This window comes from Dorea sp. 210702-DFI.3.125 (assembly GCF_020560945.1).
In the GTDB taxonomy this organism is placed as follows: Bacteria; Bacillota; Clostridia; order Lachnospirales; family Lachnospiraceae; genus Dorea; species Dorea formicigenerans.
Map to the genome: position 1 here is coordinate 1 of NZ_JAJCNF010000022.1, position 26,814 is coordinate 26,814.

The 26,814-nt window shown below is 40.5% G+C and carries 25 protein-coding genes; 2 read left to right on the forward strand and 23 right to left on the reverse strand.

The features are described 5' to 3' along the window. Positions 1 to 130: 130 nt before the first annotated feature. From LI164_RS10770 to LI164_RS10835, 14 genes are all read right to left on the reverse strand, one after another. Entirely contained in the window at positions 131 to 1,303 is a 1,173-nt protein-coding gene (locus LI164_RS10770; protein ID WP_227087119.1) for an ATP-binding protein, read from the reverse strand. 16 nt (positions 1,304 to 1,319) lie between these two features. Beyond that, positions 1,320 to 1,781, reverse strand: coding sequence for a GNAT family N-acetyltransferase (locus LI164_RS10775; RefSeq protein WP_005331292.1), 462 nt, complete (start codon positions 1,779 to 1,781; stop codon positions 1,320 to 1,322). Positions 1,782 to 1,872: 91 nt separating this feature from the next. Then, a complete protein-coding gene (rseP, locus tag LI164_RS10780) occupies positions 1,873 to 2,904 on the reverse strand; it encodes an RIP metalloprotease RseP (protein ID WP_005339776.1) in 1,032 nt (343 codons plus the stop codon). A 9-nt stretch (positions 2,905 to 2,913) separates the two neighbouring features. Beyond that, positions 2,914 to 4,056, reverse strand: coding sequence for a 1-deoxy-D-xylulose-5-phosphate reductoisomerase (locus LI164_RS10785; protein ID WP_005331296.1), 1,143 nt, complete (start codon positions 4,054 to 4,056; stop codon positions 2,914 to 2,916). A gap of 34 nt (positions 4,057 to 4,090) precedes the next feature. Then, positions 4,091 to 4,897, reverse strand: coding sequence for a phosphatidate cytidylyltransferase (locus LI164_RS10790; RefSeq protein WP_005331297.1), 807 nt, complete (start codon positions 4,895 to 4,897; stop codon positions 4,091 to 4,093). 1 nt (position 4,898) lies between these two features. After that, positions 4,899 to 5,609 (reverse strand): isoprenyl transferase, encoded by a 711-nt coding sequence (locus tag LI164_RS10795; protein ID WP_331464374.1) that lies wholly within the window; start codon positions 5,607 to 5,609, stop codon positions 4,899 to 4,901. Positions 5,610 to 5,786: 177 nt separating this feature from the next. Beyond that, complete coding sequence (frr, locus tag LI164_RS10800) at positions 5,787 to 6,338, reverse strand: ribosome recycling factor (RefSeq protein WP_005331304.1); 552 nt, start codon at positions 6,336 to 6,338, stop codon at positions 5,787 to 5,789. Between the two features lie 18 nt (positions 6,339 to 6,356). Further along, positions 6,357 to 7,052: a UMP kinase gene (gene pyrH, locus LI164_RS10805; protein WP_005331308.1), complete on the reverse strand. Its 696-nt coding sequence runs from the start codon at positions 7,050 to 7,052 to the stop codon at positions 6,357 to 6,359. A 157-nt stretch (positions 7,053 to 7,209) separates the two neighbouring features. Next, positions 7,210 to 7,800, reverse strand: a complete 591-nt coding sequence (gene yihA / locus LI164_RS10810) for a ribosome biogenesis GTP-binding protein YihA/YsxC (protein WP_005331324.1) — start codon at positions 7,798 to 7,800, stop codon at positions 7,210 to 7,212. A gap of 3 nt (positions 7,801 to 7,803) precedes the next feature. Further along, on the reverse strand, positions 7,804 to 10,149 hold the full coding sequence (gene lon / locus LI164_RS10815; RefSeq protein WP_227087121.1) for an endopeptidase La: 2,346 nt from the start codon (positions 10,147 to 10,149) through the stop codon (positions 7,804 to 7,806). 63 nt (positions 10,150 to 10,212) lie between these two features. Then, complete coding sequence (gene clpX / locus LI164_RS10820) at positions 10,213 to 11,472, reverse strand: ATP-dependent Clp protease ATP-binding subunit ClpX (RefSeq protein ID WP_029731763.1); 1,260 nt, start codon at positions 11,470 to 11,472, stop codon at positions 10,213 to 10,215. A gap of 38 nt (positions 11,473 to 11,510) precedes the next feature. Beyond that, positions 11,511 to 12,092: an ATP-dependent Clp endopeptidase proteolytic subunit ClpP gene (gene clpP, locus LI164_RS10825; protein WP_005331327.1), complete on the reverse strand. Its 582-nt coding sequence runs from the start codon at positions 12,090 to 12,092 to the stop codon at positions 11,511 to 11,513. A 33-nt stretch (positions 12,093 to 12,125) separates the two neighbouring features. Next, on the reverse strand, positions 12,126 to 13,412 hold the full coding sequence (gene tig / locus LI164_RS10830) for a trigger factor (protein WP_117613447.1): 1,287 nt from the start codon (positions 13,410 to 13,412) through the stop codon (positions 12,126 to 12,128). 152 nt (positions 13,413 to 13,564) lie between these two features. Further along, a complete protein-coding gene (locus tag LI164_RS10835; RefSeq protein WP_005331330.1) occupies positions 13,565 to 14,128 on the reverse strand; it encodes a DJ-1 family glyoxalase III in 564 nt (187 codons plus the stop codon). Positions 14,129 to 14,234: 106 nt separating this feature from the next. On the opposite strand from LI164_RS10835, the gene LI164_RS10840 reads away from it, so the two are divergent. Both LI164_RS10840 and LI164_RS10845 read left to right on the forward strand, forming a co-directional pair. Beyond that, the gene (locus LI164_RS10840; RefSeq protein WP_005339758.1) at positions 14,235 to 14,678 is read left to right on the forward strand and encodes a CYTH domain-containing protein; all 444 of its coding nucleotides are present in this window, start codon (positions 14,235 to 14,237) and stop codon (positions 14,676 to 14,678) included. 141 nt (positions 14,679 to 14,819) lie between these two features. Continuing rightward, complete coding sequence (locus tag LI164_RS10845) at positions 14,820 to 15,227, forward strand: helix-turn-helix domain-containing protein (protein ID WP_040015310.1); 408 nt, start codon at positions 14,820 to 14,822, stop codon at positions 15,225 to 15,227. A gap of 24 nt (positions 15,228 to 15,251) precedes the next feature. Here the strand turns inward: LI164_RS10845 and LI164_RS10850 are convergent, their stop codons facing one another. The 9 genes from LI164_RS10850 to dapA all read right to left on the reverse strand — a co-directional run bounded on the left by LI164_RS10850 (position 15,252) and on the right by dapA (position 26,784). Continuing rightward, positions 15,252 to 16,460, reverse strand: a complete 1,209-nt coding sequence (locus LI164_RS10850) for an aspartate kinase (protein ID WP_227087122.1) — start codon at positions 16,458 to 16,460, stop codon at positions 15,252 to 15,254. 15 nt (positions 16,461 to 16,475) lie between these two features. After that, a complete protein-coding gene (locus LI164_RS10855) occupies positions 16,476 to 17,696 on the reverse strand; it encodes a homoserine dehydrogenase (protein ID WP_227087123.1) in 1,221 nt (406 codons plus the stop codon). After that, positions 17,693 to 18,818, reverse strand: a protein-coding gene (gene prfB, locus LI164_RS10860; protein WP_105308843.1) for a peptide chain release factor 2 whose coding sequence is annotated in 2 segments (ribosomal slippage) — positions 17,693 to 18,742 and positions 18,744 to 18,818 — 1,125 coding nt in all. Because the reading frame shifts where the segments join, the coding sequence is not laid out codon by codon here. Before prfB ends, LI164_RS10855 begins: the two co-directional genes overlap by 4 nt. A 103-nt stretch (positions 18,819 to 18,921) precedes the next feature. Beyond that, on the reverse strand, positions 18,922 to 21,489 hold the full coding sequence (gene secA / locus LI164_RS10865; protein ID WP_227087124.1) for a preprotein translocase subunit SecA: 2,568 nt from the start codon (positions 21,487 to 21,489) through the stop codon (positions 18,922 to 18,924). Positions 21,490 to 21,663: 174 nt separating this feature from the next. Beyond that, complete coding sequence (hisA, locus tag LI164_RS10870) at positions 21,664 to 22,431, reverse strand: phosphoribosylformimino-5-aminoimidazole carboxamide ribotide isomerase (RefSeq protein ID WP_227087125.1); 768 nt, start codon at positions 22,429 to 22,431, stop codon at positions 21,664 to 21,666. A 106-nt stretch (positions 22,432 to 22,537) separates the two neighbouring features. After that, on the reverse strand, positions 22,538 to 22,864 hold the full coding sequence (locus tag LI164_RS10875) for a hypothetical protein (protein ID WP_005339748.1): 327 nt from the start codon (positions 22,862 to 22,864) through the stop codon (positions 22,538 to 22,540). A gap of 109 nt (positions 22,865 to 22,973) precedes the next feature. Continuing rightward, positions 22,974 to 24,926, reverse strand: a complete 1,953-nt coding sequence (locus LI164_RS10880; RefSeq protein WP_005331344.1) for a fructose-bisphosphatase class III — start codon at positions 24,924 to 24,926, stop codon at positions 22,974 to 22,976. 102 nt (positions 24,927 to 25,028) lie between these two features. Further along, positions 25,029 to 25,787, reverse strand: coding sequence for a 4-hydroxy-tetrahydrodipicolinate reductase (gene dapB, locus LI164_RS10885; protein WP_005331345.1), 759 nt, complete (start codon positions 25,785 to 25,787; stop codon positions 25,029 to 25,031). A gap of 100 nt (positions 25,788 to 25,887) precedes the next feature. Then, positions 25,888 to 26,784 (reverse strand): 4-hydroxy-tetrahydrodipicolinate synthase, encoded by an 897-nt coding sequence (gene dapA / locus LI164_RS10890; protein WP_005331346.1) that lies wholly within the window; start codon positions 26,782 to 26,784, stop codon positions 25,888 to 25,890. Positions 26,785 to 26,814 lie beyond the last annotated feature (30 nt).

The window sequence follows — 26,814 nt, forward strand, 5'->3', positions numbered from 1 at the left end:
GCAATTGCATGACATACTTCTACTGCGCACCTCGCAGCAAGAATGCCGAGGCATTCTTGAATATCTAAATTTTTGTGTGATACAGGTATGTTTTCCTGTATCACATAAAACCCTCAAACTGACAGAATAATTACATTTTTTCATGTTTCTTTTTTCCACGTTCATCGTAGTCATCAAGGAAATTGTAAATATCATCATCTTTGTGATATCCAATGATTGTTCTTAAATTTACATTATGAACACTTCGGAAAATATTCTTTTCAATCAGATTGCTTTCTTCTCTGAACTGCGCGATTAGTTCTTTCATTTCATCACGTTTGGAACCACGTCCTCCGCCACAGGTTGCACAATTTTCTGTAAACCTGCATGCACACTGGATAAAATTTAATTGATTATAATCTCGCCATCCAATAATATCCGCCTCTTTAATCAGATACATTGGTCGGATCAACTCCATACCTTCAAAGTTCGTACTATGAAGTTTAGGCATCATTGTCTCAATCTTTCCACTGTATAGCATTCCCATCAGAATCGTCTCAATCACATCATCATAATGGTGTCCTAATGCAATCTTATTACATCCAAGCTCCTTCGCATGTGAATAAAGATAACCTCTGCGCATTCTTGCACAGAGATAACACGGATTTTTGTCAATGTCTGCTACAGTATCAAAAATATTGCTTTCAAATACTGTTAACGGAATTCCAAGGACCTTTGCATTATCCTGAATAATCTTCCAGTTATCTGCATTATATCCTGGATTCATTACAAGAAAGACTAGTTCAAAATTTGCTTTTCCATGCTTTCTAAGCTCTTGAAAAAGTTTCGCCATAAGCATAGAATCTTTTCCACCAGAAATACAGACAGCAATCTTATCTCCGTCTTTTACAAGTTCATACTCCCGAATTGCCTTCGTAAATTTGCACCAGACAGATTTACGGAACTTTTTAATAATACTTTTTTCAATATCCTTCTGTTTTTCAGCCATGACTGTCTCATTTTCCACAAAACGTCCAAGCATCATACGTAGAAAAGAACGATATCCACCTTCAATATTGTACGCTTCATATCCTGCTTCTTCCAGCATATTTACTGTATAAGCACTCCACTCCCCGGTGTGGCAAAGTACATATACTGGTTTATCTCTCGGAATCTCATCTCTTCGATTGTCCACTTTCTGCATCGGAATATTGATTGCACCTTCAACGGTTCCTCTACAGTAAGCATCCTCCGGACGGATATCCAAAATTGTGACCTGATTTATATCTTTCTTCTCTACATCTTCTATAGTAATCGTCTTCATTTTCCCTTATGTCCTCTTATCTACGCAATATTTTCTCCATCACAGGATACACAAGCACTGCCCCATTTCTCACAGTCCACTTTTCATGGCGAATTGTACGGTACCCTCTCTTTTCAAACATAATTACTGCAGGCAACGTAGCCTCCAGACGTACCGACTCATATTCTCTGGCAATCACATCTTCCAGCCGCTGCATGATCAGACTGCCAACGCCATGTCTCTGATAATCTTTTCTCACAAAGACCCGAGTAATATGGTTGCCCTCAAAACTGCCGGCACCAATCACACACTCCCCATCCTGAAGGATATAAATGCGTTCCTCTTCAAGATCACGTTCCAAATTCTCCCAGCAATGCTGCTGGCTAAAGAACCTTACCACTTCCTCCGGATAGTACTTTGGATAAACTTCTTGAATCGTATTTTGAACAAGATCATAGAATTCTTCCATATCATCAATTGTCGCTTTTGTATACTCCAATTCAACACCTCATACACAATTTCAATTTGGGACAAGTTACTTTTCAGTTGGGGACGGGGGTTTTTCAGAAAAACCCCGTCCCCAACTACAATTAAAAGAAAATTCTGGCAATATCGTTATACATCACTACTACCATCAAAATCATTAGAAGTGCCATACCTGCCAGATGCACGTAGCCTTCTTTCTCCGGTGGAATCCGTTTTCTACGGATTGCCTCTATGAGTAAAAATACAAGTCGTCCTCCGTCCAATGCCGGTAATGGTAATAAATTCATGACCCCTAAGTTTGCCGATAGCAGAATTCCAATATTAAGGAATTGTGCTATTACAATAAATACACCATATGACTTGCTTTCATTATAAGTTGTATCTACCATATTTACGATTCCTACTGGACCGGATAATTGTTTGACGCCTACGTTTCCTGTCACCAGTTGTTTTAGACTTTCAAATGTAGTACATACCCAGAATTTAACTTCGTACGCACCATATTGAACAGATGTCCATGCATTTGCTTTTGTATTTCCACCTCCACTGATTCCGATACGATAATATCCAAGTTCGTCATCCATCTTCGGTACTAATGTCGCTGTATGTTTTTCTCCGTCATGGAGATACGTTACTTTCACAGTCTCTCCTTGATGGAATTGATTATAATAAGTAATCTCACGGAAAATATTAATTTTCTTTCCACCCATCCGAACAATGGTGTCTCCCTCTTGTATGCCGGCCTCTGCCGCAGAATATCCTTCTTCTACACTCGAGATAACTGGTTTATCATATCCGACCATTGCTGTCAAAATTACAGCGAGAACAAATGCCATAATAAAGTTAAAAATCGGTCCCGCTGCAATGACTGAAATTCTTGCCCATACAGATTTTTTATTGAAGTTTCCAGGTGACTCTGTCTCTTCATCGTCTTCGCCCATTGCACAAAATCCACCGATTGGCAACAAATGTACAGCGTAAACTGTCCCTTTGTATTCTTTTGAAAATAATGTCGGACCCATGCCAATAGCAAATTCCTGTACATCAATGCCGTTTAACTTTGCAAGTGTAAAATGTCCAAGTTCATGAAAGAACACAATAAAACTAAAAATTAAGATTGCAAATATAATACCCAAATCTAACGATTACCTCCTGCTTTTGATTCGTGCGTAAGTTTCAGCTTCTGTCTCCAGAATCTGGTCAAGTGTCGGGTTCTCAATATTCTTATGTGCTCTCATACAATCCTCTATAATCTCTATAATCTCCAGATATTTAATCTCCCTGTTCAAAAATTGTCCGACTGCCATTTCATTTGCCGCATTGAATACAGTTGGAAGCGATCCACCTGTTCTTCCTGCTTCATAAGCCAGTGCCAGTCCGTAAAATGTATCCATATCCGGCTTTTCAAAATCCAGTTTTCCCATGCGCCAGAAATCCAGCCTGTCTCCCGGCAAATACCTGCGCTTAGGATAATAAAGTGCATATTGAATTGGAAGTTTCATATCTGGTGTACCAAGTTGTGCAATAATTGCGCCATCTTCATATTCCACCATAGAATGAATGACACTCTGCGGTTGTACAACGACTTGTACTTTATCCACCTCCACTCCAAAAAGCCATTTTGCTTCAATGACTTCCAGACCTTTATTGACCATAGTTGAAGAATCAATCGTAATTTTCCGTCCCATTGCCCAATTCGGATGCTTTAGCGCATCTTCTACCTGAATATTCAAAAGGTCTTCCTGTTTTTTCCCGCGGAACGGTCCACCCGAAGCTGTCAATAAAATCTTATGGATTGAATTCATCTTATTGCCTTGAAGTGACTGGAAAATGGCACTGTGCTCACTATCCACCGGAAGAATGGAAACCCCCATTTCTTTTGCCAGGGGCATAATGATATGTCCCGCAGTTACCAATGTTTCTTTATTTGCGAGAGCGATATCTTTTCCTGCTTTAATTGCCTCAACCGTCGGGCGGATTCCAATCATACCAACAACAGCTGTCAACAGTATCTCCACTTCTTCCATAACTGATACTTCAATCAGTCCGTCCATACCAGTTACGATTTTTACATCCAGATCCTGTACTTTTATTTTTAATTCTGCTGCTTTTTTCTCATCCCAGACAGCTACAAGTTTTGGCTGAAATTCTCTTATCTGCTCTTCCAGAAGCGAAATATTACTTCCTGCTGCCAGACCAAGTACCTCGATATCTCCATTTTCTCTTACGACTTCCAGTGTCTGTGTTCCAATGGAACCTGTAGAACCCAGAATTGCTATTTTCTTCATATTACCACCTTTTTATATATCATATGATTTCTCGTTACAAATTCCCCGCCAGCGCCATGGTCAGATAATAAATAATCGGAGCTGTAAATATTACACTGTCGAACCGGTCCAGAATTCCACCATGTCCCGGGATCAATTTCCCGTAATCCTTAATCTCATGATTTCTTTTGATTGCAGAAGCAGCCAGATCTCCAACCTGTGAAATCATTCCACCGACTCCGCAAATGATTGCGTATTCCAGAACTCCTGCCTGTGCTCCTGCCCACTGATTCACAGCTAATGCAAATAACACTCCTAGAAGTGCAGCCCCCAGTACGCCACCAATACCACCTTCTACAGATTTCTTTGGGCTGAGTTTTGGTGCCATCTTGTGCTTTCCAAGAAGCATACCGGCACAATATGCACAAGTGTCACAGCCCCAGGAACTTAAGAAAATCAACCATACAACTATGCCCCCATCTTCCAGCATGCGTGTCTGATAAATGTAGGACAACATTACTGCTACATAAAACACTCCAAAAAATACAGTCATCACCTGTTCAGATCTGTAATTTGGAAATGTAAATACATATACCGCCATAACTAATACTAAAAACACAATCGTAAAAAGTGTCATATACTGAAGATTCCCAGTATAGAGCAGTACATAATAGGCCACTGTTGCCAGATATCCTGCAAATCCTAAAAGTTTATTCTGAACTTCTATCACTTTATATAATTCTGTCAATCCAATCAGGCTGACAACCGCAAGCAGACCAAAAAGAACATTTCCTCCAGTTCCGACTGTCGCAATCAGCACAATCACCAGTATAATTCCACTTATGAGCCTTGTCTTAAACATCTTATTCCTCCTTCACGCCGCCATAGCGTCTGTCCCTGCGATTATACTGTTCAATTGCCTTCTCCAATTCCTGCTTGGAAAAATCCGGCCATGGAACATCGGTAAAATAAAACTCTGTATAAGCAAGCTGCCACAAAAGATAATTGGACAATCTCTGCTCTCCACTTGTGCGAATCAGAAGGTCAGGATCTGGAATATCGTGTGTATCCAGATACCTTTCTATACATGCCTCATTCACTTCTTCCGGCATAAGTTTTCCTTCTTTTACATCTTCAGCCAACGTGCGTACCGCTCTTGTGATTTCATCACGGCTTCCATAATTGATTGCAATCTGAAAATTCAATCCGTCATTATTTTTCGTTGCCTCTTCAAGCTCCAGAATTCTCTTCTGAATATCTTCATCCAATTTTGTAATATCTCCGATTACACGGACTTTCATATCATTTTTCGCTGCTGTCTTAAGACAGGTTTTCATGTAATTGCGAAGCAGCTTCATCAGAGCATTTACTTCTTCTTTTGGACGATTCCAGTTCTCAGTAGAAAAAGCATATACGGTCAGATATTTTATTCCCATGCACCATGCTTCTTCACAAATCTTCTCTACATTCTTACTTCCCTGTGCATGCCCATAATTACGCGGCATTCCTTTTGCCTTTGCCCAGCGTCCGTTACCATCTAGAATAATCGCAACATGCTGTGGTATATTCATAATATTATCCTCCTGCTGACTAAAATTATCTCACACATTTCAAATCTGACACAATTCAAGAATGCCTCGGCATTCTTCTGTGAAATTTTTTTCTTATCAACATTAAATCTTATCAACATTAAATGAGGACAGACCCCTCCTGCATATCTGCCGGGGCTGCCCTCTTCTTTTCATTCCAGACTATACAGTCATAACTTCTTTTGATTTTACTTCAACAGCACTGTCAATCTCTTTAACATACTTATCCGTCATCTTCTGAAGTTCATCTTCCAGATTCTTGATCTCGTCTTCAGAAACATCAGAACCTTTCAGCTTCTTAAATGCATCATTTCCATCACGACGGATGTTACGAATTGCAACTTTCGCCGCCTCGCCTTTTTTCTTAACATCTTTTACAAGCTCTTTACGTCGTTCTTCTGTAAGTTCCGGAAAGATCAGTCTTACAGCAGTTCCGTCATTTGTCGGATTGATACCCAGATCAGAAACCATGATTGCTTTCTCGATAACTTTGAGCATGCTCTTCTCCCATGGCTGGATCTGAATCATTCTCGGTTCCGGAACAGATACGTTCGCTACCTGTTGGATTGGTGTTGGTGTTCCATAATAATCTACCATAATTCTGTTCAGCACATTCGGATTTGCACGTCCTGCACGAATCGTTCCCATCTCACTGTCCAGACTATCCATTGTCTTCTGCATCTTTGTATCATATACTTTTAATTTCTCATTCATATTGCTATATCCTCCTTATTATACAGTCACTTTTGTTCCTGTAAATGTTCCACTCATTGTCTCTACAATGCTGTTCGGCTCATTCAGTCCGAATACAAGCATCGGCATCTTATTCTCAAGGCACATAATAGAAGCCGTCAGATCTACCGCCATCAGCTTTTTGTCGATGATCTCCTGAATACTAATTTCGTTATATTTCTTTGCCTGTGGATTTACCTTTGGATCACTGTCATAGATTCCATCGATTGCCTTTGCCAGAAGCATTGCATCTGCTTCAATCTCAATGGCGCGAAGTACAGCACCTGTATCTGTAGAAAAATACGGGTGTCCGGTTCCTCCTGCAAAGAAAACAACCTTTCCCTGATTCAATGCTTCCACAGCTTTATCTTTTGAAAATAATGTAGTAAATGCACCGCATACGAACGGGGTAAATACTTCTGTCTCCATTCCTGCAAAACGGAAAATATCAGATACGTAAATACAGTTCATAACTGTTGCAAGCATTCCAATCTGATCTGCCTTTACACGGTCAATTGTCTCGCTGGTTCTTCCTCTCCAGAAATTACCTCCACCTGTTACAATTGCTACCTGAACACCGTCATCAACAAGCTGTTTTACCTGCTTTGCGACTCCAATACATGTTGCCTCGTCAAATCCTGTCTTTTTCTCCCCGGCGAGAGCTTCCCCGCTGAGCTTTAACAATACTCTTTTCATAGTTCATTACTCCTTGCGCTACATTTCATACAGTTCATTTTTTTAATATCTGTATGATCTGTTTCGATCATTTCTGTCATCTGGCACTTTACTTACAGACAGACAACATCTCTGTATATTATATCATAAGCATCTGTAAAAAGGAATATCCTAGTGATTATTGATTGAGAAATTGATTTTCTACCATATCCCAGATTTCATCTCTTCCTTGCTTTGTCTGAGAAGAAAATGGAATAATCGTTGTCCCTGGAATCAGTTTCAGCCCTTCTCTTAACACTTTCATCTGCTTCTGTACCTGACTTCTTTTAATCTTGTCAAGTTTCGTTGCTATAATGATTGGATGAAATCCCTGTTCAACAATCCACTGATACATTATTCTGTCATTTTCAGATGGTGCATGCCTGATATCAATCAACAGGAATACTGCTTTCAATTGTGCGGAACTATGAAGATAACGTTCAATCAACTGTCCCCATTTAATTTTTTCCTGTTCAGACACTTTTGCGTATCCGTAACCCGGAAGGTCAACAAGATACATTTCATCATTAATACTATAATAATTAATCGTCTGTGTTTTACCCGGAGTCGCTGAAATTCTTGCATAAGATTTCCGGTTCATCAACGCATTGATCAGCGATGATTTTCCTACATTTGATTTTCCCGCAAATGCGATCTCCGGTTTTGTATTCTTTGGCAAAACACTTGTAATTCCACATACTGTTTCAAGATTTACATTTTTAATGACCATCTTCTATCCCTCCTGCTCTTTCAAAAATGCATAATCAAGCACTTCATCCATATGAGATACACTGACTATCTTAAGACCCTTTGTAATCTCTGAAGACATTTCTTCAATATCCCTCTCATTTTCTTTTGGAATCAGAACCATCCGGATTCCGGCATTTTTTGCAGCCAAAAGTTTTTCTTTTAATCCACCGATTGGAAGCACCCTTCCTCTTAGTGTAATCTCACCGGTCATAGCCACATCTGCACGTACCTTTCTTCCTGTCGCAGCTGAGAATATCGCCGTTGCCATTGTAATACCTGCAGACGGTCCATCTTTTGGTACTGCTCCTTCCGGAATATGGATATGTATATCATGTTCTTTAAAAAATTTCTCATCAATACCATGTTCTTTGCTGACAGAACGTATATAACTGATCCCGGCTCTTGCAGATTCTTTCATTACATCGCCAAGCTGACCAGTCAGAAGGATCTCACCCTCCCCCGGCATCACATTAACCTCAATCTGAAGTGTATCCCCTCCGACACTGGTCCATGCAAGTCCTCGGACAATTCCGACTTCATCCTGTTCATTTGCCTTCTGGAACTGGTAAATCTCTTTGCCTAGATAATGCTCCAGATTACGTTCTGTAACTTTAATACATTTCTTATTGTCTTCCAGAATCTCTCTGGCTGACTTTCTGCAGATGCCTCCAATTTTCCTTTCCAATTGACGAACTCCCGCTTCCCTTGTATACACGGTCGCAATTTTTTGAAGTGCTTTCTTACTGATTGAAAGTTGTTCCTCTGAAAGTCCATGACTTTTTAACTGCTTTGGAATCAGATGTCTCTGGGCAATATGAATTTTCTCATTTTCTGTATAACTGTTGATCTCGATTACTTCCATACGGTCAAGAAGTGGTCTTGGAATTGTTTGTAATGTATTAGCTGTCGTAACAAACAGTACTTCCGACAAATCGATTGGAACTTCCAGATAATGATCACGGAACTTGTCATTCTGTTCACTGTCCAGTACTTCCAGAAGTGCAGAAAATGTATCTCCTTTATAGTCATTACTAACTTTATCAATTTCGTCTAAAAGCATCAGTGGATTCTTTACTTTTGCATTTCGAAGTGCTGTCGCAATTCTTCCAGGCATTGCGCCTACGTAAGTCTTGCGATGTCCCCGGATCTCAGCCTCATCACGCACACCACCAAGAGAAATACGGACATAAGGTCTTCCAAGCGCTTCTGCAAGTGATCTTGCAATAGAGGTCTTACCGGTTCCCGGAGAGCCAGCAAGGCAAAGAATCGGAGTCTGTCCTTTACTTGTGAGGATTCTAACTGCCAGAAATTCCAGTATACGATCTTTTACCTTTTCCAGACCATAATGTTCTTCATCAAGCTTTTCTTTCGCAGCTTTGATATCAAGATTCTCCTCACATTTCTTATTCCACGGCATCTCAAGCATCGTTTCAATATAAGTTCTTACAACACCAGACTCTGCCGGACTTGCCATCTGATTTTTAAATCTTTTAATTTCTTTTGCTAATTTTTCTTTCACTTCGCCAGATGCATCTAAGTCTTTCACTGCCTGTTCGAATTCCTCCGCATCTGTCTGAAGTGTATCTTCACCTAGTTCCTCACGAATCAGTTTCATCTCTTCTCTTAAGATATATTCTCTCTGATTCTTATCTACACGCTCTTTTACCTTTTTCTGCAGTTCCTCTTTCACACTGAGTACACGCATCTCATTGACCACACGAAGAGAAATGTCTTCATATCTCTGAAGAATATCCTGCTCTTCCAGAACTTTTTGGGTATCTTCATAATCCATTGGAAGATTGGCAGCAATTGTATCGACCATGACGCGCAGCGATTTTATCTCTTCGATCATCATAGCGAGTTCTTTTGCAAGCTTTGGATTTTTTGACATATAATCCCTGAACAGATCACGAAGTCCACGTACCATTCCTTCTTCATTAATCGGATTTTCCAACAGTTCCCTGTCTTCCGGTTTGCAGAAATCCGGCAATATCTTTACCGCGGCCTGAAAATAAGGTTCTTCAGATTCAATCCAGGAAAGTCCTGCGCGTTGCTCTCCTGATACAAGAACACGTTTCATATTTCCCGGAAGCTTTACAATCTGTTTTACAGTTGCAATACAGCCAATTCTGTAAAGATCTGACTCCTTTGGCTCTTCCACTTCAACTTCCTTCTGCATTACAAGAAATATTTTCTGATCTTTTTTCATGGCCTGTGTGATTGCCTGCACAGATTTTTCACGGCTCACATCAAAATGTGTCACCTGCTCTGGCAGCACTGCAAGTCCACGAAGTGCCACCATCGGCAGACTCATCAACTCATTTTCCATACTGTTTACTCCTATAATTCAAAAATGAGACGGGAACAATTTTACTCGTACCCGCCTCTTTCATTATGCGCTTTGTGTATTCACAGAAGTGTGTTCACACTCTGGTTTTGCTTTTCCTGTCACCACGTCACCGGTGATCCGGCACGTTTTCAGTGTCTCATCGGACGGTGCGCGATACATAATATCCATCATTGTATTTTCCATGATTGCCCGAAGTCCTCTGGCTCCGGTCTTTCTTTTCAATGATATATCTGCAATCTCGTTTAATGCAGAATCGTCAAATACTAATTTCACTCCATCTAGTTCCAAAAGTTTTTGATACTGCTTTACGATTGCATTCTTTGGCTCTGTCAAGATACGGATCAAAGCATCATGATCCAGCATCTCAAGAGATACTGTAACTGGTACACGCCCTACCAGTTCCGGAATCAATCCAAATTTCACAAGATCCTGTGGCAGCACCTGAGCTAACAATTTATCTACATCATCTTCATGCTTCTCTGCAATTTCTGCATTAAATCCGATAGATTTCTGATCAATACGTTTCTCAATAATCTTATCAATTCCTTCAAATGCACCGCCACAGATAAATAAAATATTCGTTGTATCTATCTGTATCAATTCCTGATGTGGATGCTTTCTTCCACCCTGTGGAGGAACATTTGCAACCGTGCCTTCTACAATTTTAAGAAGTGCCTGCTGAACACCTTCTCCAGATACATCTCTTGTAATTGACGGGTTCTCAGATTTTCTTGTAATCTTATCGATCTCATCAAGATAGATAATACCATACTCTGCACGTTCAATATCATAATCTGCAGCCTGAATCAGTTTTAGAAGAATATTTTCCACATCTTCTCCTACATATCCTGCCTCAGTAAGAGCTGTTGCATCAGCTATTGCAAATGGAACATTCAGAATTTTTGCGAGTGACTGGGCAAGAAGTGTCTTACCACACCCTGTCGGACCCAGCATCAGTATATTACTCTTATTCAATTCGACGCCGAGATCTCTCTGTGCCATAATACGCTTGTAGTGATTATATACAGCAACAGAAAGAACCTTTTTTGCCTCATCCTGTCCAATCACATAATCATCAAGAAATTCCTTGATCTCTTCCGGTTTCAAAAGATTGATATCTGAAAACGGAGTCCAGGAATCATTTTCATCATATGCCATCTCTTCTTCTATAATCTCAGAGCATACTTCCACACATTCATCACAGATATAAGTATCATTCGGTCCTGCAATCAATTTTTTCACCTGAGCCTGTGACTTATTACAAAATGAACACCTTATCTGATCATCATTTCTTCCCAATATTCTACACCTCATTAAAGAATAGGGAACATATCTGTTCCCTATCGTCTTGTAATTACTTCATCGATTAATCCAAATGCTTTGGCTTCCTCAGCGGACATAAAATTATCTCTGTCAGTCTCTCTGCTAATGACCTCCAGCGGCTGTCCTGTATTCTCTGCAAGAATGCGGTTCAATCTCTCACGAGTCTTCAGAATATGCTCTGCTGCAATCTGAATTTCAGTTGCCTGACCCTGAGCTCCCCCAGATGGCTGATGAATCATAATCTCGGAATTTGGAAGGGCAAGTCTCTTTCCTTTTGTACCTCCGGCCAGAAGGAATGATCCCATGCTTGCTGCCATACCGATACAGATTGTCTCAATATCACATTTGATATACTGCATAGTATCATAAATTGCCAGACCTGCAGATACAGATCCGCCCGGACTGTTAATGTACAGATGAATATCCTTTTCCGGATCCTCTGCTTCCAGGAAAAGAAGCTGCGCGATTGCTACACTCGCTGATGCATCTGTAACTTCTTCTCCAAAAAATATAATTCTGTCCTTTAATAATCTTGAATAGATATCATAGGAACGCTCTCCTCTGCTTGTCTGTTCAATGACATAAGGTACTAAACTCATACATATGCCTCCCTGTTATATTTCAGTGACTTATTATTTCTCTACAGCGTTCTCAACAAGGAAATCAATTGCTTCCTGAACAGCCATATCGTCTTTCATCTGCTGTTTCTCAGCCTCTCCTACAAGCTCTTTAAGTTTTTCAACTTCCATATCGTAAGACTTAGCCATCTCAGCTAACTTCTCATCAATCTTCTCGTCAGAAATCTCAATATTCTCAGCTTTTGCAATTGCCTCGAGAACAAGACGTGTCTTAATGTTCTTCTCTGCTGATGGAAGCATCTGCTCCATCATCTTGTCTGCTGTCATTCCTGTGAACTGTGCATACTGCTCCATTGTCAGTCCCTGTGACATCAGATTCTGAGCAAAATTATCCATCTGCTGGCGCGCCTGTGTCTTGATCATAAGTTCAGGAATCTCCATTGTTGCATTCTCGATAGCTTTTGCGATTACCTGATCTTCTTTTTTTGCTTTTCCTTCTTTAGCTTTTTCTTCTTTAATCTTAGCTTTTACATCAGCCTTGTACTCATCTAATGTATCAAACTCAGATACTTCTGCTGCGAATTCATCATCAATCTCTGGAAGCTCTTTCTCTTTGATCTCATGTACTGTACATTTGAATACAGCATCTTTTCCCTGAAGGTTCTCTGCGTGATACTCCTCCGGGAATGTAACTTTAACTTCTACTTCTTTCTCTGCCTCTACTCCGATAAGCTGATCCTCGAATCCTGGAATAAATGTTCCGGAACCAATTGTAAGAGAATAGTTCTCTCCTTTTCCGCCCTCGAATGCTTCTCCGTCAACAAATCCTTCAAAATCAAGAACAACTTCATCTCCGTCTTTAACCGGACGTCCTTCTACTGCAACTGTTCTTGCGTTCTTTCCAGCCTCTTCCTGGATCTTAGCGTCAACTTCTTTCTGTGTTACGCGTGTAGATACTTTATCTACCTCAAGTCCTTTGTACTCTCCAAGAGTAACCTCCGGTCTTGTAGCAACAAGTGCTGTGAAGATGAACGGTTTTCCTTTCTCGATCTGTGTAATATCAATCTCCGGCTGAGATACGATCTGAAGATCACACTCATCGTAAGCCTCTGAGTAAGCCTGTGGAATCAGAGCATTCGCTGCATCTTCATAGAATACATCTGCTCCATACATCTTCTCAACCATCTGACGCGGAACTTTTCCTTTACGGAATCCTGGCATACTGATTTTATTTTTCTGTTTCTTGTATGCGTTCTGAAGTGCTTTTTCTAATTCATCAGCAGAAACTTCGATTGTGAGTTTCGCCATATTTTTTTCTAATTTTTCTACCTGTAAACTCATTTACCCTTTTCCTCCTATTTCTATCCCCCTTGCATGGGCAATCCGCAAAAGGGCATATTACATTGCATTCACTCAAGAAGTATATCACAAACATTTCCAAATATCCAGTTCGATTTTACGGATATTGCGTTTTTTTATAAGGTTTTCATAAATTATCTCTGATATACAATAGAATCTGCAATTTCTACTGCTTTTTCCTCGCTGATAAGCACTTCGATCAGTTTCAGTGCAAAATCAATTGCAGTTCCAACTCCCTGACTTGTAATGATATTTTCGTCAGTTGCTACTGGTGCTCCGGTCAGATATGCATCTTCAATTTCACTTTCCATGTCTGGATAGCAAGTCGCTCTCTTTCCTTTTAAAAGTCCCATATCTGCGAGAATTGTCGGTGCCGCACAAATTGCTGCCACATATCTTCCGTCGTCATATGCTTCTTGAACTGCCTTTCTGACATTCTCATCTTCTTTCAGATTTGTTGTTCCCGGCATTCCACCCGGAAGCACGATCATATCGGATTCTTTAAAATCAATCTCTGTGATCAGATCCTCTGTCTGCACAGGTATTCCATGTGCTCCGCGCACTGTATAATCATCTGTAATTGATACTGTATCCACATACACTTTTGCTCTTCGAAGCAGATCTACTACCGTCAGAGCCTCAATCTCTTCAAATCCATCTGCTAATAATACAGTTACTTTTTTCATACTAAATTTCATAACGGATCTCTCCTTTTCTTGTTTTTCTTGACTCATTTTCTTAATAGTAACACTGTTTACTTTTTGTGTAAACTGAATTATGATTATGCCATGGAGGTATTATAATATGGAAATAGAACGCAAATATCTTATTGATACTCTTCCGGAAGATTATCAGGATTATCCCTGTCGTCACATCGAACAGGCTTATCTGAACACGGATCCGGTTATTCGTATCCGGAAGGACAATAATAAACATGAACTCACTTATAAATCAAAAGGTCTCATGGCAAGAGAAGAATATAATCTGCCACTTGATGAAGCTTCATATCAGCATCTGCTCACAAAGATTGACGGACGTCTCATCAGAAAAAAACGTTATATGATTCCACTCAATGATTCTCTAACTATTGAATTAGATGTCTTTGAAGACGATCTGGCTCCACTGCTTCTGGCTGAAGTAGAATTTCCAGATGAAGCTTCGGCACTCTCTTTCACACCACCAGAATGGTTTGGAACAGATGTTACATTCTCCAGCGAATATCACAACAGTACTCTTAGTTTAAAATAGTCTGATTATATTGTTAATTTTATTTAAAAGCAACATATTGTTGCTTTTTCTTATTTTGCCACATTTCGGCGCATATTCTTTTATTTATTGAACAAATTGTTATGATGTAAACATATTTTTGATTCAATGGAGGAAACATCAATGGCCAATATCCAATTGACCGAGAATCTTCGTATTCTGCGTGAGCGAAGTAATCTTAAGCAGGATGAATTTAGCAGATATCTGAATATTTCTCGTCAGACATATTCCAATTACGAGCGTGGCACACGCACCCCTGATCTGGAATTACTCAAATCAATTGCTGACTTTTATCATATTACCATTGATGAACTTTTATTCTGTAACGGCTACAAGATTCCTCTGTATTCCATGCAGCCCGATAGAATTTCCGAGGGCGAAATTCCGTATATTAAATGCAAAAAATCCGATAATATCATCTATCTCACCGATGAAGAGCTAAAGCTTTTACTTCTTTTTCGTGCTGCTTCTGACGAAGTGAGACAGATTATTACCGGCTTTCTTGCAAATTCAAATAATCAGGAAGAATAACAGATTGGGAAGAGATCCCATCTGTTATTCTTCCATGACAAATTCATCATGTACTGCATTCATAGCTTTATCAATATCTTTCTCAGCTACGAGTACTGTAATACGAATTTCTGATGTTGAAATCATGTTGATATTGACTCTGGAATTGTACAGCGCCTCGAACATTCTGGATGCAACTCCCGGATTGCTCATCATTCCTGCTCCTACAACAGATAATTTTGCCACATCTTTGTTGTATGTAATATCCTTAATCGTAAGTCTTTCTTTATTCTTATCCAGAACTTCTAACGCATGTTCAAGATCATACGAAGCAACAGTAAAGGAAATATCTTTTGTCCCCTCGCGTCCTACAGACTGTAAAATAATATCTACATTAATGTTATTGGCTGCCAATGTATCAAATACACTAAAAGCTGTTCCTGGTTTGTCTTCTACTCCGATTACAGAGATTCTTGCTGTATTTTTATCTGCTGCAACTCCTGTTACTAACAGTTTTTCCATTCCTGTTCCCTCCCCTACTACGGTTCCTTCTGTCTGATTGAGACTAGATCTGACTACCAGCTCTACATTGTATTTTTTTGCCATCTCGACTGAACGGTTGTGAAGTACTTTCGCTCCAAGGCTCGCCAGCTCCAGCATCTCATCATAAGTAATAAAATCTAATTTTTTTGCATTCTTTACAATTCTCGGATCAGCTGTAAAGACTCCATCAACATCTGTATAAATCTCACATTTGTCTGCATGAAGTACCGCAGCAAGCGCAACTGCAGTTGTGTCTGAACCACCTCGTCCAAGTGTTGTAATATCGTCATACTTATTCACACCCTGGAATCCTGTTACGATCACAATCTTTCTGGAATCCAGTTCATGTCTGATACGCTTAGTATCTACACGTTTAAATCTTGCATTTCCATAACGTGATGTTGCATGCATCGCAACCTGGAATGCATTTAGAGATACCGCTGGCACATCCAGTGCCTGCATAGCCATAGCCATCAATGATACTGACACTTGTTCTCCTGTTGTCAAAAGCATATCCAACTCACGCTTCTTTGCATCTGGGTTGATGGAATTTGCAAGTTCAATCAGCTCATCTGTTGTATCTCCCATCGCAGAAAGCACGACTACCACATCATGCCCTGCTTTATAGTCTTCAATGCAGCGTCTTGCCACATTAAATATTCGTTCTTTATTGGCAACAGAAGTCCCGCCAAATTTTTTAACGATCAGCATAGTTTCTCCCTTTCCCTAATCTTCAATACGGATCATATGAAGAATCTGGTCTTCATAACTCTTCGCTCTTGTATCATAATCACCTTCCATCATGATCGGAGTCACAAATCCAAACTCTCCGTCCAGACCGTCAACCTTCACGATTTCAACATCCCCAAAGGAATAACGGATATCTTCAATCTTCTCCTCCACGTTCCCTTTCATACGGATAAAGAATCGTCTCTTCATGGAAGACTTATCTTCCAGACGGAGTTTCTCTTCTTTCCACATAGTCATCACATTGCGGTTCAGGTTCTTGGCCGCTTCCACAACATCGGATACAACAGCACTTGCCGTTGGAAGTTTTCCTGCCCCGCTTCCATAGAACATCGCATCTCCCAAGACATTTCCATGAACGAAAATTGCATTGAAAACACCATTTACATTGTAAAGCGGGTGATCCGGATAAAGCATGCAAGGTGCGACCATCGCGCCAAGTCTTCCGGCATGTGTCTTGCTGGAAGCCAAAAGCTTGATTGTAGTTCCCATAGCCTTTGCATATCTCATATCTTCTACTGTAATCTGTGTAATTCCTTCACAGTAAATATCTTCAAAATCTACCTGCTGACCGGAAATCAGAGATGACAAAATTGCAATCTTTCTGCAGGCATCATATCCTTCTACATCTGCCTCCGGATTTCGCTCTGCATATCCGTTATCCTGTGCTTCCTTTAATACAGAAGCATAATCTGCTCCCTCATAAAACATCTTCGTCAACATATAATTCGTTGTGCCATTGAGGATTCCGGTAATTTCTTCAATCTCATCTGCTGTCAGCGAAGAATTAAGCGGACGGATGATCGGAATGCCACCGCCTACACTTGCCTCAAACAGAAAATTTATGTTCTTTTCTTTTGCAATAGAAAGCAATTCTGCACCGTGCTTTGCCACAAGTGCCTTATTGGAAGTTACGACACATTTTCCGGCAAGAAGGCTTCTTTTTACAAATGTATACGCAGGCTCGATTCCTCCCATGACTTCCACAACGATCTGAATCTCATCATCGGAGATAATTGTCTCAAAATCATGAATTATTTTTTCCTGTATCGGGTCTTCTGGAAAATCCCTGATGTCCAACACATATTTTACATTCAGTGCATCCCCGATTCTCTGGGCAATGCGCTCACCATTGGTATCAATAACTTCCACGACACCTGAACCAACTGTACCATACCCCATCACTGCTATATTTATCATACCGTTCCTCCCTTTTCACCGCCTGATACATATTTTAAATAGGCGTTTATAAACATATCAAGATCTCCGTCAAGAACCGCCGTAACATTGCCATTTTCCACATTCGTTCTATGGTCTTTTACCAACGTGTATGGCTGCATAACATAGGACCTTATCTGATTACCGAATCCGATGTCTTTTACTTCTCCCCGGATATCTGATACTTTTTCTGCCTGTTCCTGCTCCTGCAGCAGCTTTAATTTTGCCTTCAACATCTGCATAGCTTTTTCTTTATTATGATGCTGTGATCTTTCATTCTGGCATTGAACTACAATTCCTGTCGGCAAATGCGTGATTCGGATTGCAGAAGATGTCTTATTGACATGTTGTCCGCCAGCCCCGCTTGCACGATAGGTATCAATTTTCAGATCATCATCTAAAATATCAATATCAATGTCTTCTTCAATATCCGGCACCACATCGCAGGAAGCAAAAGAAGTCTGTCTCTTTCCCGCTGAATTAAATGGCGAAATTCTTACAAGCCGATGTACACCTTTTTCTGATTTCAGATAGCCATAGGCATTGTCTCCAACTACTTCAAATGTAATATTTTTTATTCCGGTAATATCTCCATCCAGATAGTCCAGTACCTGAACCGAAAATCCTTTTGTCTGAAACCACCTGGTATACATACGGTACAGCATATTCACCCAGTCACATGCCTCCGTTCCGCCTGTTCCGGCATGTAATGTCATAATCGCATTGCAGGAATCATATTCTCCAGATAACAATGTCTCAATTCTGAGTTTTTCAAAATCTTCCTCAAAATGAGCAATATCCTTTTCAATTTCCTTCACCATCGAGCGGTCTTCCTCTTCATCAACCATCTCAATCAGTGTACAGATATCATCATACTCCGAATATAATGCATGGATCACTTTCAAATGTTCCTGAAGATCTTTTAATTCTTTCATGATTTTTTGTGATTCTTCCGGCGCATCCCAGAATCCCGGTTCTTCTATCTTACGTTCCAGTTCCTCAACCCTGTTCTCTTTGCCGGAAATGTCAAAGTGAATCCCTCATTTCGGCAAGAGGTTCTTCATAGGAGTTCATAATTCCCTTATACTGTTCTAATTCAATCACACTGCCTCACCTCTTTCTTTTTTATATTTTTAACTTACTGCATAACGACATCTCTCCCGTCACTTTTCGCAACGGGAGATTCATCCCTTTTTAGATTTGTCTGTTATTTATTTCTTCCACAGCACTGTTTGTACTTCTTACCACTTCCACATGGGCAAGGGTCATTTGGATAGATCTTCTTGTTTTCCCGCTTCTTCGGCTCACGAAGAGCTGTGTCATCTTTATTGGTTCCAGTTACTTTTGCGACCTGCTCGCGCTCAGCTTTCTGCTCGATTCTTACATGCATCAAAGTTCTGACTGTTGTCTCTGTAATTGCCTGAGTCATCTCGCCGAACATATCATATCCAAGCATCTTATACTCAATCTTCGGGTCACGGTTACCGTAAGCCTGAAGACCGATTCCCTGACGGAGCTGATCCATATCGTCAATATGATCCATCCATTTTGCATCAATAACTTTCAAAAGCACGACACGTTCCAGCTCACGGATATGCTCCGGCTCCGGGAACTCTGCTTCTTTTGCTTCATACGCTTTTGCTGCGCGCTCTTTTAACAGATGCTTCAGCTCTTTCTGTCCCATACCTTTGACATCATCCGGTGTTACCGGTGCCATCGGAATGACCGCTCCTATTACACGGTTCAGTTCAATCAGATCCCAGTCCTCATAGTCCTGATCTACTGAAACTTCAGCATCTACAGTATTCTCAATGTAATCATTAATCATATGGAAGATGGAATCACGCATATTCTCGCCATCCAGCACACGTCTTCTCTCTTCGTAGATGATTTCTCTCTGCTCATTCATAACCTGGTCGTACTCTAACAGATTCTTACGAATTGCAAAGTTATTGCTCTCAATCTTCTGCTGAGCTTTCTCAATCGCACTGGAAAGCATCTTATGCTCGATCTGCTCGCCTTCTTCTACTCCAAGCGTCTCAAACACCTGCATCAGTCTCTCAGAACCGAACAGTCTCATCAGGTCATCTTCCAAAGAAATGTAGAATCTAGATTCTCCCGGATCCCCCTGACGGCCGGAACGGCCACGTAACTGGTTATCAATACGTCTGGATTCGTGACGCTCAGTACCGATGATCTTTAATCCACCGGCTTCTCTTGACTCATCATCCAGCTTGATATCTGTACCACGGCCGGCCATATTCGTTGCAATCGTAACCGCATCGTGAATACCTGCCTGCGCCACGATTTCAGCCTCCAGCTCATGATACTTAGCATTCAATACATTATGCTTAATTCCTCTTCGTTTGAGCATACTGCTTAAAAGTTCAGAAGTCTCAATTGTAATTGTACCAACAAGCACTGGCTGATGATTTGCATGCGCTTTTTCAATTTCATCACATACTGCATTGAATTTTTCTTTCTTTGTCTTATATACGGCATCTTCCAAGTCTTTTCTCGCAACCGGACGATTAGTCGGAATCTCAATTACATCCATTCCATAAATCTCACGGAACTCCTTCTCCTCAGTAAGGGCTGTACCTGTCATACCGGCTTTCTTCTCAAATTTGTTAAACAAGTTCTGGAAAGTAATGGTTGCCAGTGTCTTACTTTCTCTCTTAACCTTCACATGCTCTTTTGCTTCGATTGCCTGATGAAGTCCGTCTGAATAACGGCGTCCCGGCATAATACGTCCGGTAAACTCGTCAACGATGAGTACTTCATCGTCTTTTACAACATAATCCTGGTCACGGAACATCAGATTATGTGCACGCAGCGCAAGGATAATATTATGCTGGATTTCCAGGTTTTCCGGATCAGCCAGGTTCTCAATATGAAAGAACTTTTCAACTTTCTTTACACCATCTTCTGTCAGGTTGATATTCTTCTCTTTTTCATTGACGATAAAATCACCAGTCTCTTCAATATCCTCGCCCATAATGGCATTCATCTTACTGAATTCACCACTCGCCTCGCCTTTTTCCAACTGACGCGCAAGAATATCGCATGCTTCATATAGCTTGGTAGATTTATCACTCTGACCGGAAATGATCAGTGGTGTTCTCGCCTCATCAATCAATACGGAATCGACCTCATCGATGATAGCATATTTCAGTCCACGCTGAACGAGCTGCTCTTTATAAATAACCATGTTATCTCTCAGATAATCAAATCCGAGTTCGTTGTTCGTTACATAAGTAATATCGCAATTGTATGCAGCACGTCTCTCATCATTATCCATGCTATTCAATACAACTCCGACAGTCAGTCCCAGGAACTCATGAACCTGTCCCATCCACTCAGCATCACGCTTTGCCAGATAGTCGTTGACTGTTACAATATGCACCCCCTCACCGGTCAATGCATTCAAATAAGCCGGAAGTGTAGAAACCAGTGTCTTACCTTCACCAGTCTTCATCTCAGAAATACGTCCCTGATGAAGAATAATTCCTCCGATCAACTGTACTCTGTAATGCTTCATGCCAAGTGTACGTCCTGCCGCCTCACGCACAACTGCAAACGCCTCCGGCAGAATATCATCCAGTGTCTCTGTGCCTTTCAGACGGCTCTTAAATTCCTGTGTCTTATTCTTAAGCTCCTCGTCGGAAAGCTGCTCCATCTGCGGCCCCAACGCTTCAATCTCATCTACAATGGGATAGATACGCTTTAACTCATTTTCACTATGTGTTCCAAAAATTTTTTGCAATAAGCCCATATCTATACATTACTCCTTGTCCGTAAATTTACTCAGTATCCATTCTATCACTATCAAGAATGCAATTCAACCAATTTACAAAGTGTTTTCAAACTGTTCACACTTGAAATATTTTCTCATCATTCAAGAATTCTCTCGCATTCTTGTTGCGAACTAAGCTGCATAAATTCTATACTAATATTTTTTAATCTGCTCATATGGAAGATGTCCTCCAAAAAGATCCAGCGCACTTCCTATTGTAAAATCCACTTTTCCACCCGTCTTTTTTCTAAAATGTTCAATGTCCTCAAGACTTGCGATTCCTCCTGCATAAGTCACTGGTATCACATCGAACTCTCCAAGAATTTTTGCCAGCTCTGCATCAATTCCTGCTGATTTTCCTTCTACATCTACACCATGCACCAGATATTCATCGCAATATCCGGCAATTTCCCTTAAAACTTCCTGTGTCAGTTTTACATCCGTAAACTTCTGCCAGCGGTCTGTCACTATATAATAACCGTCTTCTTTTTTCCTGCAGCTCAAATCAATGACAACATTTTCTTTCCCCACTGCATATTTAAGTTTTTCCATATTTTCCCAATTTATCTTCCCGTCGCGGAACACATAAGATGTTACGATCACATGGCTTGCCCCCGCCTCCAGAAACTCTTCTGCATTTTCGGCATGGATTCCACCGCCCACCTGAAGTCCTTTTGGATATGCGCCAAGTGCCAGTATTGCCTGTGCTTTCGTTTCTCTATAATATTCTGAAGATACCGGATTTAAAAGTATCACATGTCCCCCTATAAGTCCGTCTTTCTGATACATTTTTGCATAATAATCCGCATTTTCAGAGGCCGTGAAATTTTCCTTTGCCTGATTGCCCTGATCAGTAAGACTACCGCCTACAATTTGTTTGACTTTTCCATTATGTATGTCTATACAAGGTCTGAAATGCATGAAAAAACTCCTTTCCTTATCTAAAAGAAAAGCCACACTCTCACAGGGACAAATCCATTTATCCCCGAAAAAATGTGACCTTGTCTTCTTATCTTACATTCTTTTCTTATCTGTCGTTTACATTGTCATTACCAGTCGTCGCATCATTCACTGTGTTATTGTTTGTGTTTTTCCGGTTATCCGACCGTCCATCACCATCCAGATCATCGACTACATCGCCTACGCCTTTTCCGACATCGTCAATTCCATCTTCCAGGCCGTCACCGATTTTGTCCATGGCACTATCACCAGTCTGTGTGTCATTCGCGCCATTGTCATTCACCACATCATTCTGCCCTGCTCCATTATCATTTGAATTTCCTGCACAGGCAGTAACTGAAACCAGAATACCAACACACATCATAATCAACAATAACTTTTTTAACCGTTTCATAATTTTCGTCTCCTTTTCCGTATAGAATGCTACATGCAAATACTTCACTTGCTGATAGTAATATCTGCATTTTACAGTTTTCTATACCTTTTTAGAGATTGACATTATTTTACAGTCGTTCTGCAATGCGGCCGCTTCTGTATGCCTCCAGGAGAAATTCCAGATCATGGATCTGTTCTACCAGTTCTTTTCCCACATCCGTGTCTAAAACAGACTGGCGCTTTGATACAATTTCTGTCACAATGGTATCAGAATGAATATCTGTTTCATTTTCAATTGCTGATTCTTTCGATTCAAACGGCTCATGGGCACTTAAAATCATACCATAAGAATTATAGATCAGCGTATAACCTGCAATTCCGGTCTGTTTCTGATATGCTCTTGAAAATCCTCCGTCGATAACAAATACTTTGCCTCCACATTTCATCGGATTTTCTCCATTTTTGGATTTTACCGGCATATGACCATTGATGATATGACTAAAGGAATGCTCTAGTCCGAATTCTTTCAAAATACGGTCGACCACCTTATCATTTTCCAAAAAATCATAATAAGGATTCTTTTTCTCCTTATGTGTCTCTTTTTCTGCCAGGAAATATCGCTCAAACGTTGCCATCTTGTCCTTACCGAACAGCGGTGAATTCTCGCTGAGCCAGATATACCACATCATATCCTTCCCACGCTTTCGTTCCTTCTCGTCAATGGCATAAAATCCCTTTCTCACATAGCTTTCCAGCACCTCATAAAGTGCCTTTCCTTTGTAAGAACGCCCGTATATTTTTACTGACTTAAAACTTCCATCTTCATTCAGCGGAATACAACCGTGATACAACAAGTTGTTATTGTACACTTTGTATAATCCACCTTTACTTAAAAGGAAATGCATATGGCTCTGTAATTTTTCACAGTTGACAAATGCCTGTGTCAGACGATCCAGCACCTCTTCTTCGGCTTCTGTCAATGCATATGGCCGTTTTGGATCGATCGTCGGGAAATTTTTATCCAGAAGTTCATATGTTTTTCCATCCAACTCGATCAAACCATTTTCATAATCAATCAGATGCAAAAGATTTCGGTGTTCCAGCTTAAATCCAGGATTTTTTTTGATAATCTGCCCTTCTATCTTAAACTGGATAATAGAAATCGCCTTATGCATCTTCATGTTCAGCATTGTTTCACTGGGATCATAGTCCGGATCATCCTTCAGTTCAAAGCAGCTGCATGGATCATCCCGATATGTGTTCAGTGCAAATGTAGCAAGCGGCAGGAGGTTAATTCCATAGCCATCCTCCAAAATCTCCAGATTTGCATATCTTGCACAGATGCGGACAACATTTGCAACACAGCCCTGTTGTCCTGCTGCCGCCCCCATCCAGAGTACGTCATGATTTCCCCATTGGATATCCATAGAATGATAACCCATCAGCTTGTCCATAATAATATGTGGTCCCGGCCCACGATCATAAATATCTCCTACAATATGCAGATGATCTACAGTAAGTCTCTGGATCAATTCACTCAAAGCCACAATAAACTCTTCGGAACGTTTGATTCGGATGATCGTATCTACAATAGAATTATAATAGGACTCCTTATCCATAACATCTGCTTTCTCTGTAATCAATTCCTCAATGACATAAGCAAATTCCGGAGGCAGAGCTTTTCTGACTTTAGATCTGGAATACTTACTTGAAGTCCGCTTGCAGATTTCAATCAGACGATACAACGTAATCTTATACCAGTCCTCCATATTTTCTTCTTTTTTCTTAATGAGCTCCATCTTCTCTCTTGGATAATAAATAAGAGTAGCAAGGGTCTTCTTATCCTTACTACTCATAGTATTTCCGAAGACTTCGTCAATTTTTCTACGAACTGCTCCCGATCCATTCTTAAGAACATGGGAAAATGCTTCATATTCCCCATGAATATCCGTAAGAAAATGTTCCGTCCCTTTTGGCAAATTTAAAATTGCCTGTAAGTTAATAATCTCTGTTGATGCCTTAGCAATGGTCGGATACAGTTGAGAAAGTCTCTCCAAATAACGTGCTTCTAAATCTTTCATAACCTCTCCTTTATATAATATGGTTGTTTTTTTCAACTATAATATTTACGGATTGCTTTGTGCTTTGCATTCCTGCAATCTGCCCCAAGATTCCTCGTAATATTATTTTAATATTACGTCTGACATATCGTATTTTCCTGCCTCTTTTCCGGCAAGGAATTTTGCAGCCTCTACCGCACCTTTTCCAAATACAGTTCTGGAGTATGCTGTATGTTTGAACTCAATCACTTCATCTATTCCTGCAAAGAGTACTTCGTGTTCCCCAACAATTGTACCTCCGCGCACGGCTGATATTCCAAGTTCTTTTTTATCACGTTTCTTTCTGACCTGACTTCTGTCATAAACATACTCGTACTGTCCATCTGCCGCCTCATTGATAGAATCTGCAAGAGCGATTGCAGTTCCACTTGGGGCATCCAATTTCTGGTTGTGATGCTTTTCAACAATTTCAATATCATAACCTGCCGGAGACAGTACTTTTGTCGCCTCTTTCAAAAGCTGCATCAAAAGATTGATTCCAAGTGACATATTGGCAGAACGAAGAACTGCTACCTTCTTGGATGCTTCTTCTACCTCCTGAAGCTGTTCCTCTGAAAGTCCTGTTGTGCAAAGAACAACAGGAATCTGTTTTTCTACACAATAATCCAAAAGTCCGTCTACTGCCTTTGCATTTGAAAAGTCAATCACAACATCTGCTTCTACATCACACTTTTCGATACTATCGAACACTGGATATTCATTTGCAACTTCCGTATATGCATCCACTCCTGCCACGATCTCTACCTCTGCATCTTCTTTTGCAAGTGTGGTGATCGCACGTCCCATCTTGCCATTGCAGCCATGCATAATCGCACGTACCATAATATTTTTCCTCCTTGTCTTTTTACATGACAGAAAAGGATATCACCCGGGATATCCTTTTATCTGTAATTATCATTCCTACTGCCATTCTTAAAAATCTCTATGCCAGCTCAATTCCAAAACCCTTCATGGCCTGTGCAAGTGCTTTTGTGTGTTCTGGTGAAAGTTCAGTTAATGGCATGCGAAGCGGTCCGCAGTCTTTTCCCATAAGTTCCATTGCTTTCTTAACAGGAATCGGATTAACTTCACAGAAAAGCTTTTCAATAAGCGGAATTGCTTTTAACTGAAGGTCCAGACTTCCTTTCACATCTCCCTCAAAAAACTTCGCACAGATATCATGCGTCTCCTTTGGAGCTACATTAGAAAGAACCGAAATCACTCCCTTTGCTCCCAGAGAAAGTAATGGTACGATTTGATCATCATTTCCTGAGTACAGATCAATGTTACCATCTGTCAGAGACATGATCTTTGCAACCTGGGAAATATTTCCAGATGCCTCTTTTACACCTACAATATTGTCAACATTCTTTACAAGTTCTGCCACAGTAGCCGGCTCAATATTACAGCCTGTTCTGCTTGCAACACTATACATAATAATTGGTGCCTTCGCTTCTTTTGCTACAGCTTCATAATGTGCGATCAGTCCTGCCTGTGTGGCCTTATTATAATAAGGTGTAACAAGAAGTAATCCGTCTGCACCATAATCTGCTGCCTCCTTAGACATATCAATTGCTGTACGTGTACAATTAGAACCTGTACCTGCAATAACTGGAATTCTGCCTTTCACTCTGTCAATTGCAAACTTTACGCACTGCATATGTTCTTCTTCTGTCATTGTTGCAGACTCGCCAGTTGTTCCACAGATTACAATACAATCTGTTCCATTATTGCAGTGGTAATCAAGCAGTGCATCTAACTTATCATAATTAATACTTCTTTCTTCATCATCATTAAATGGTGTGACAATTGCCACTCCAGCTCCAGTAAATATAGCCATCGTACTCCTCCTGACTTTCCATGCGCTTTA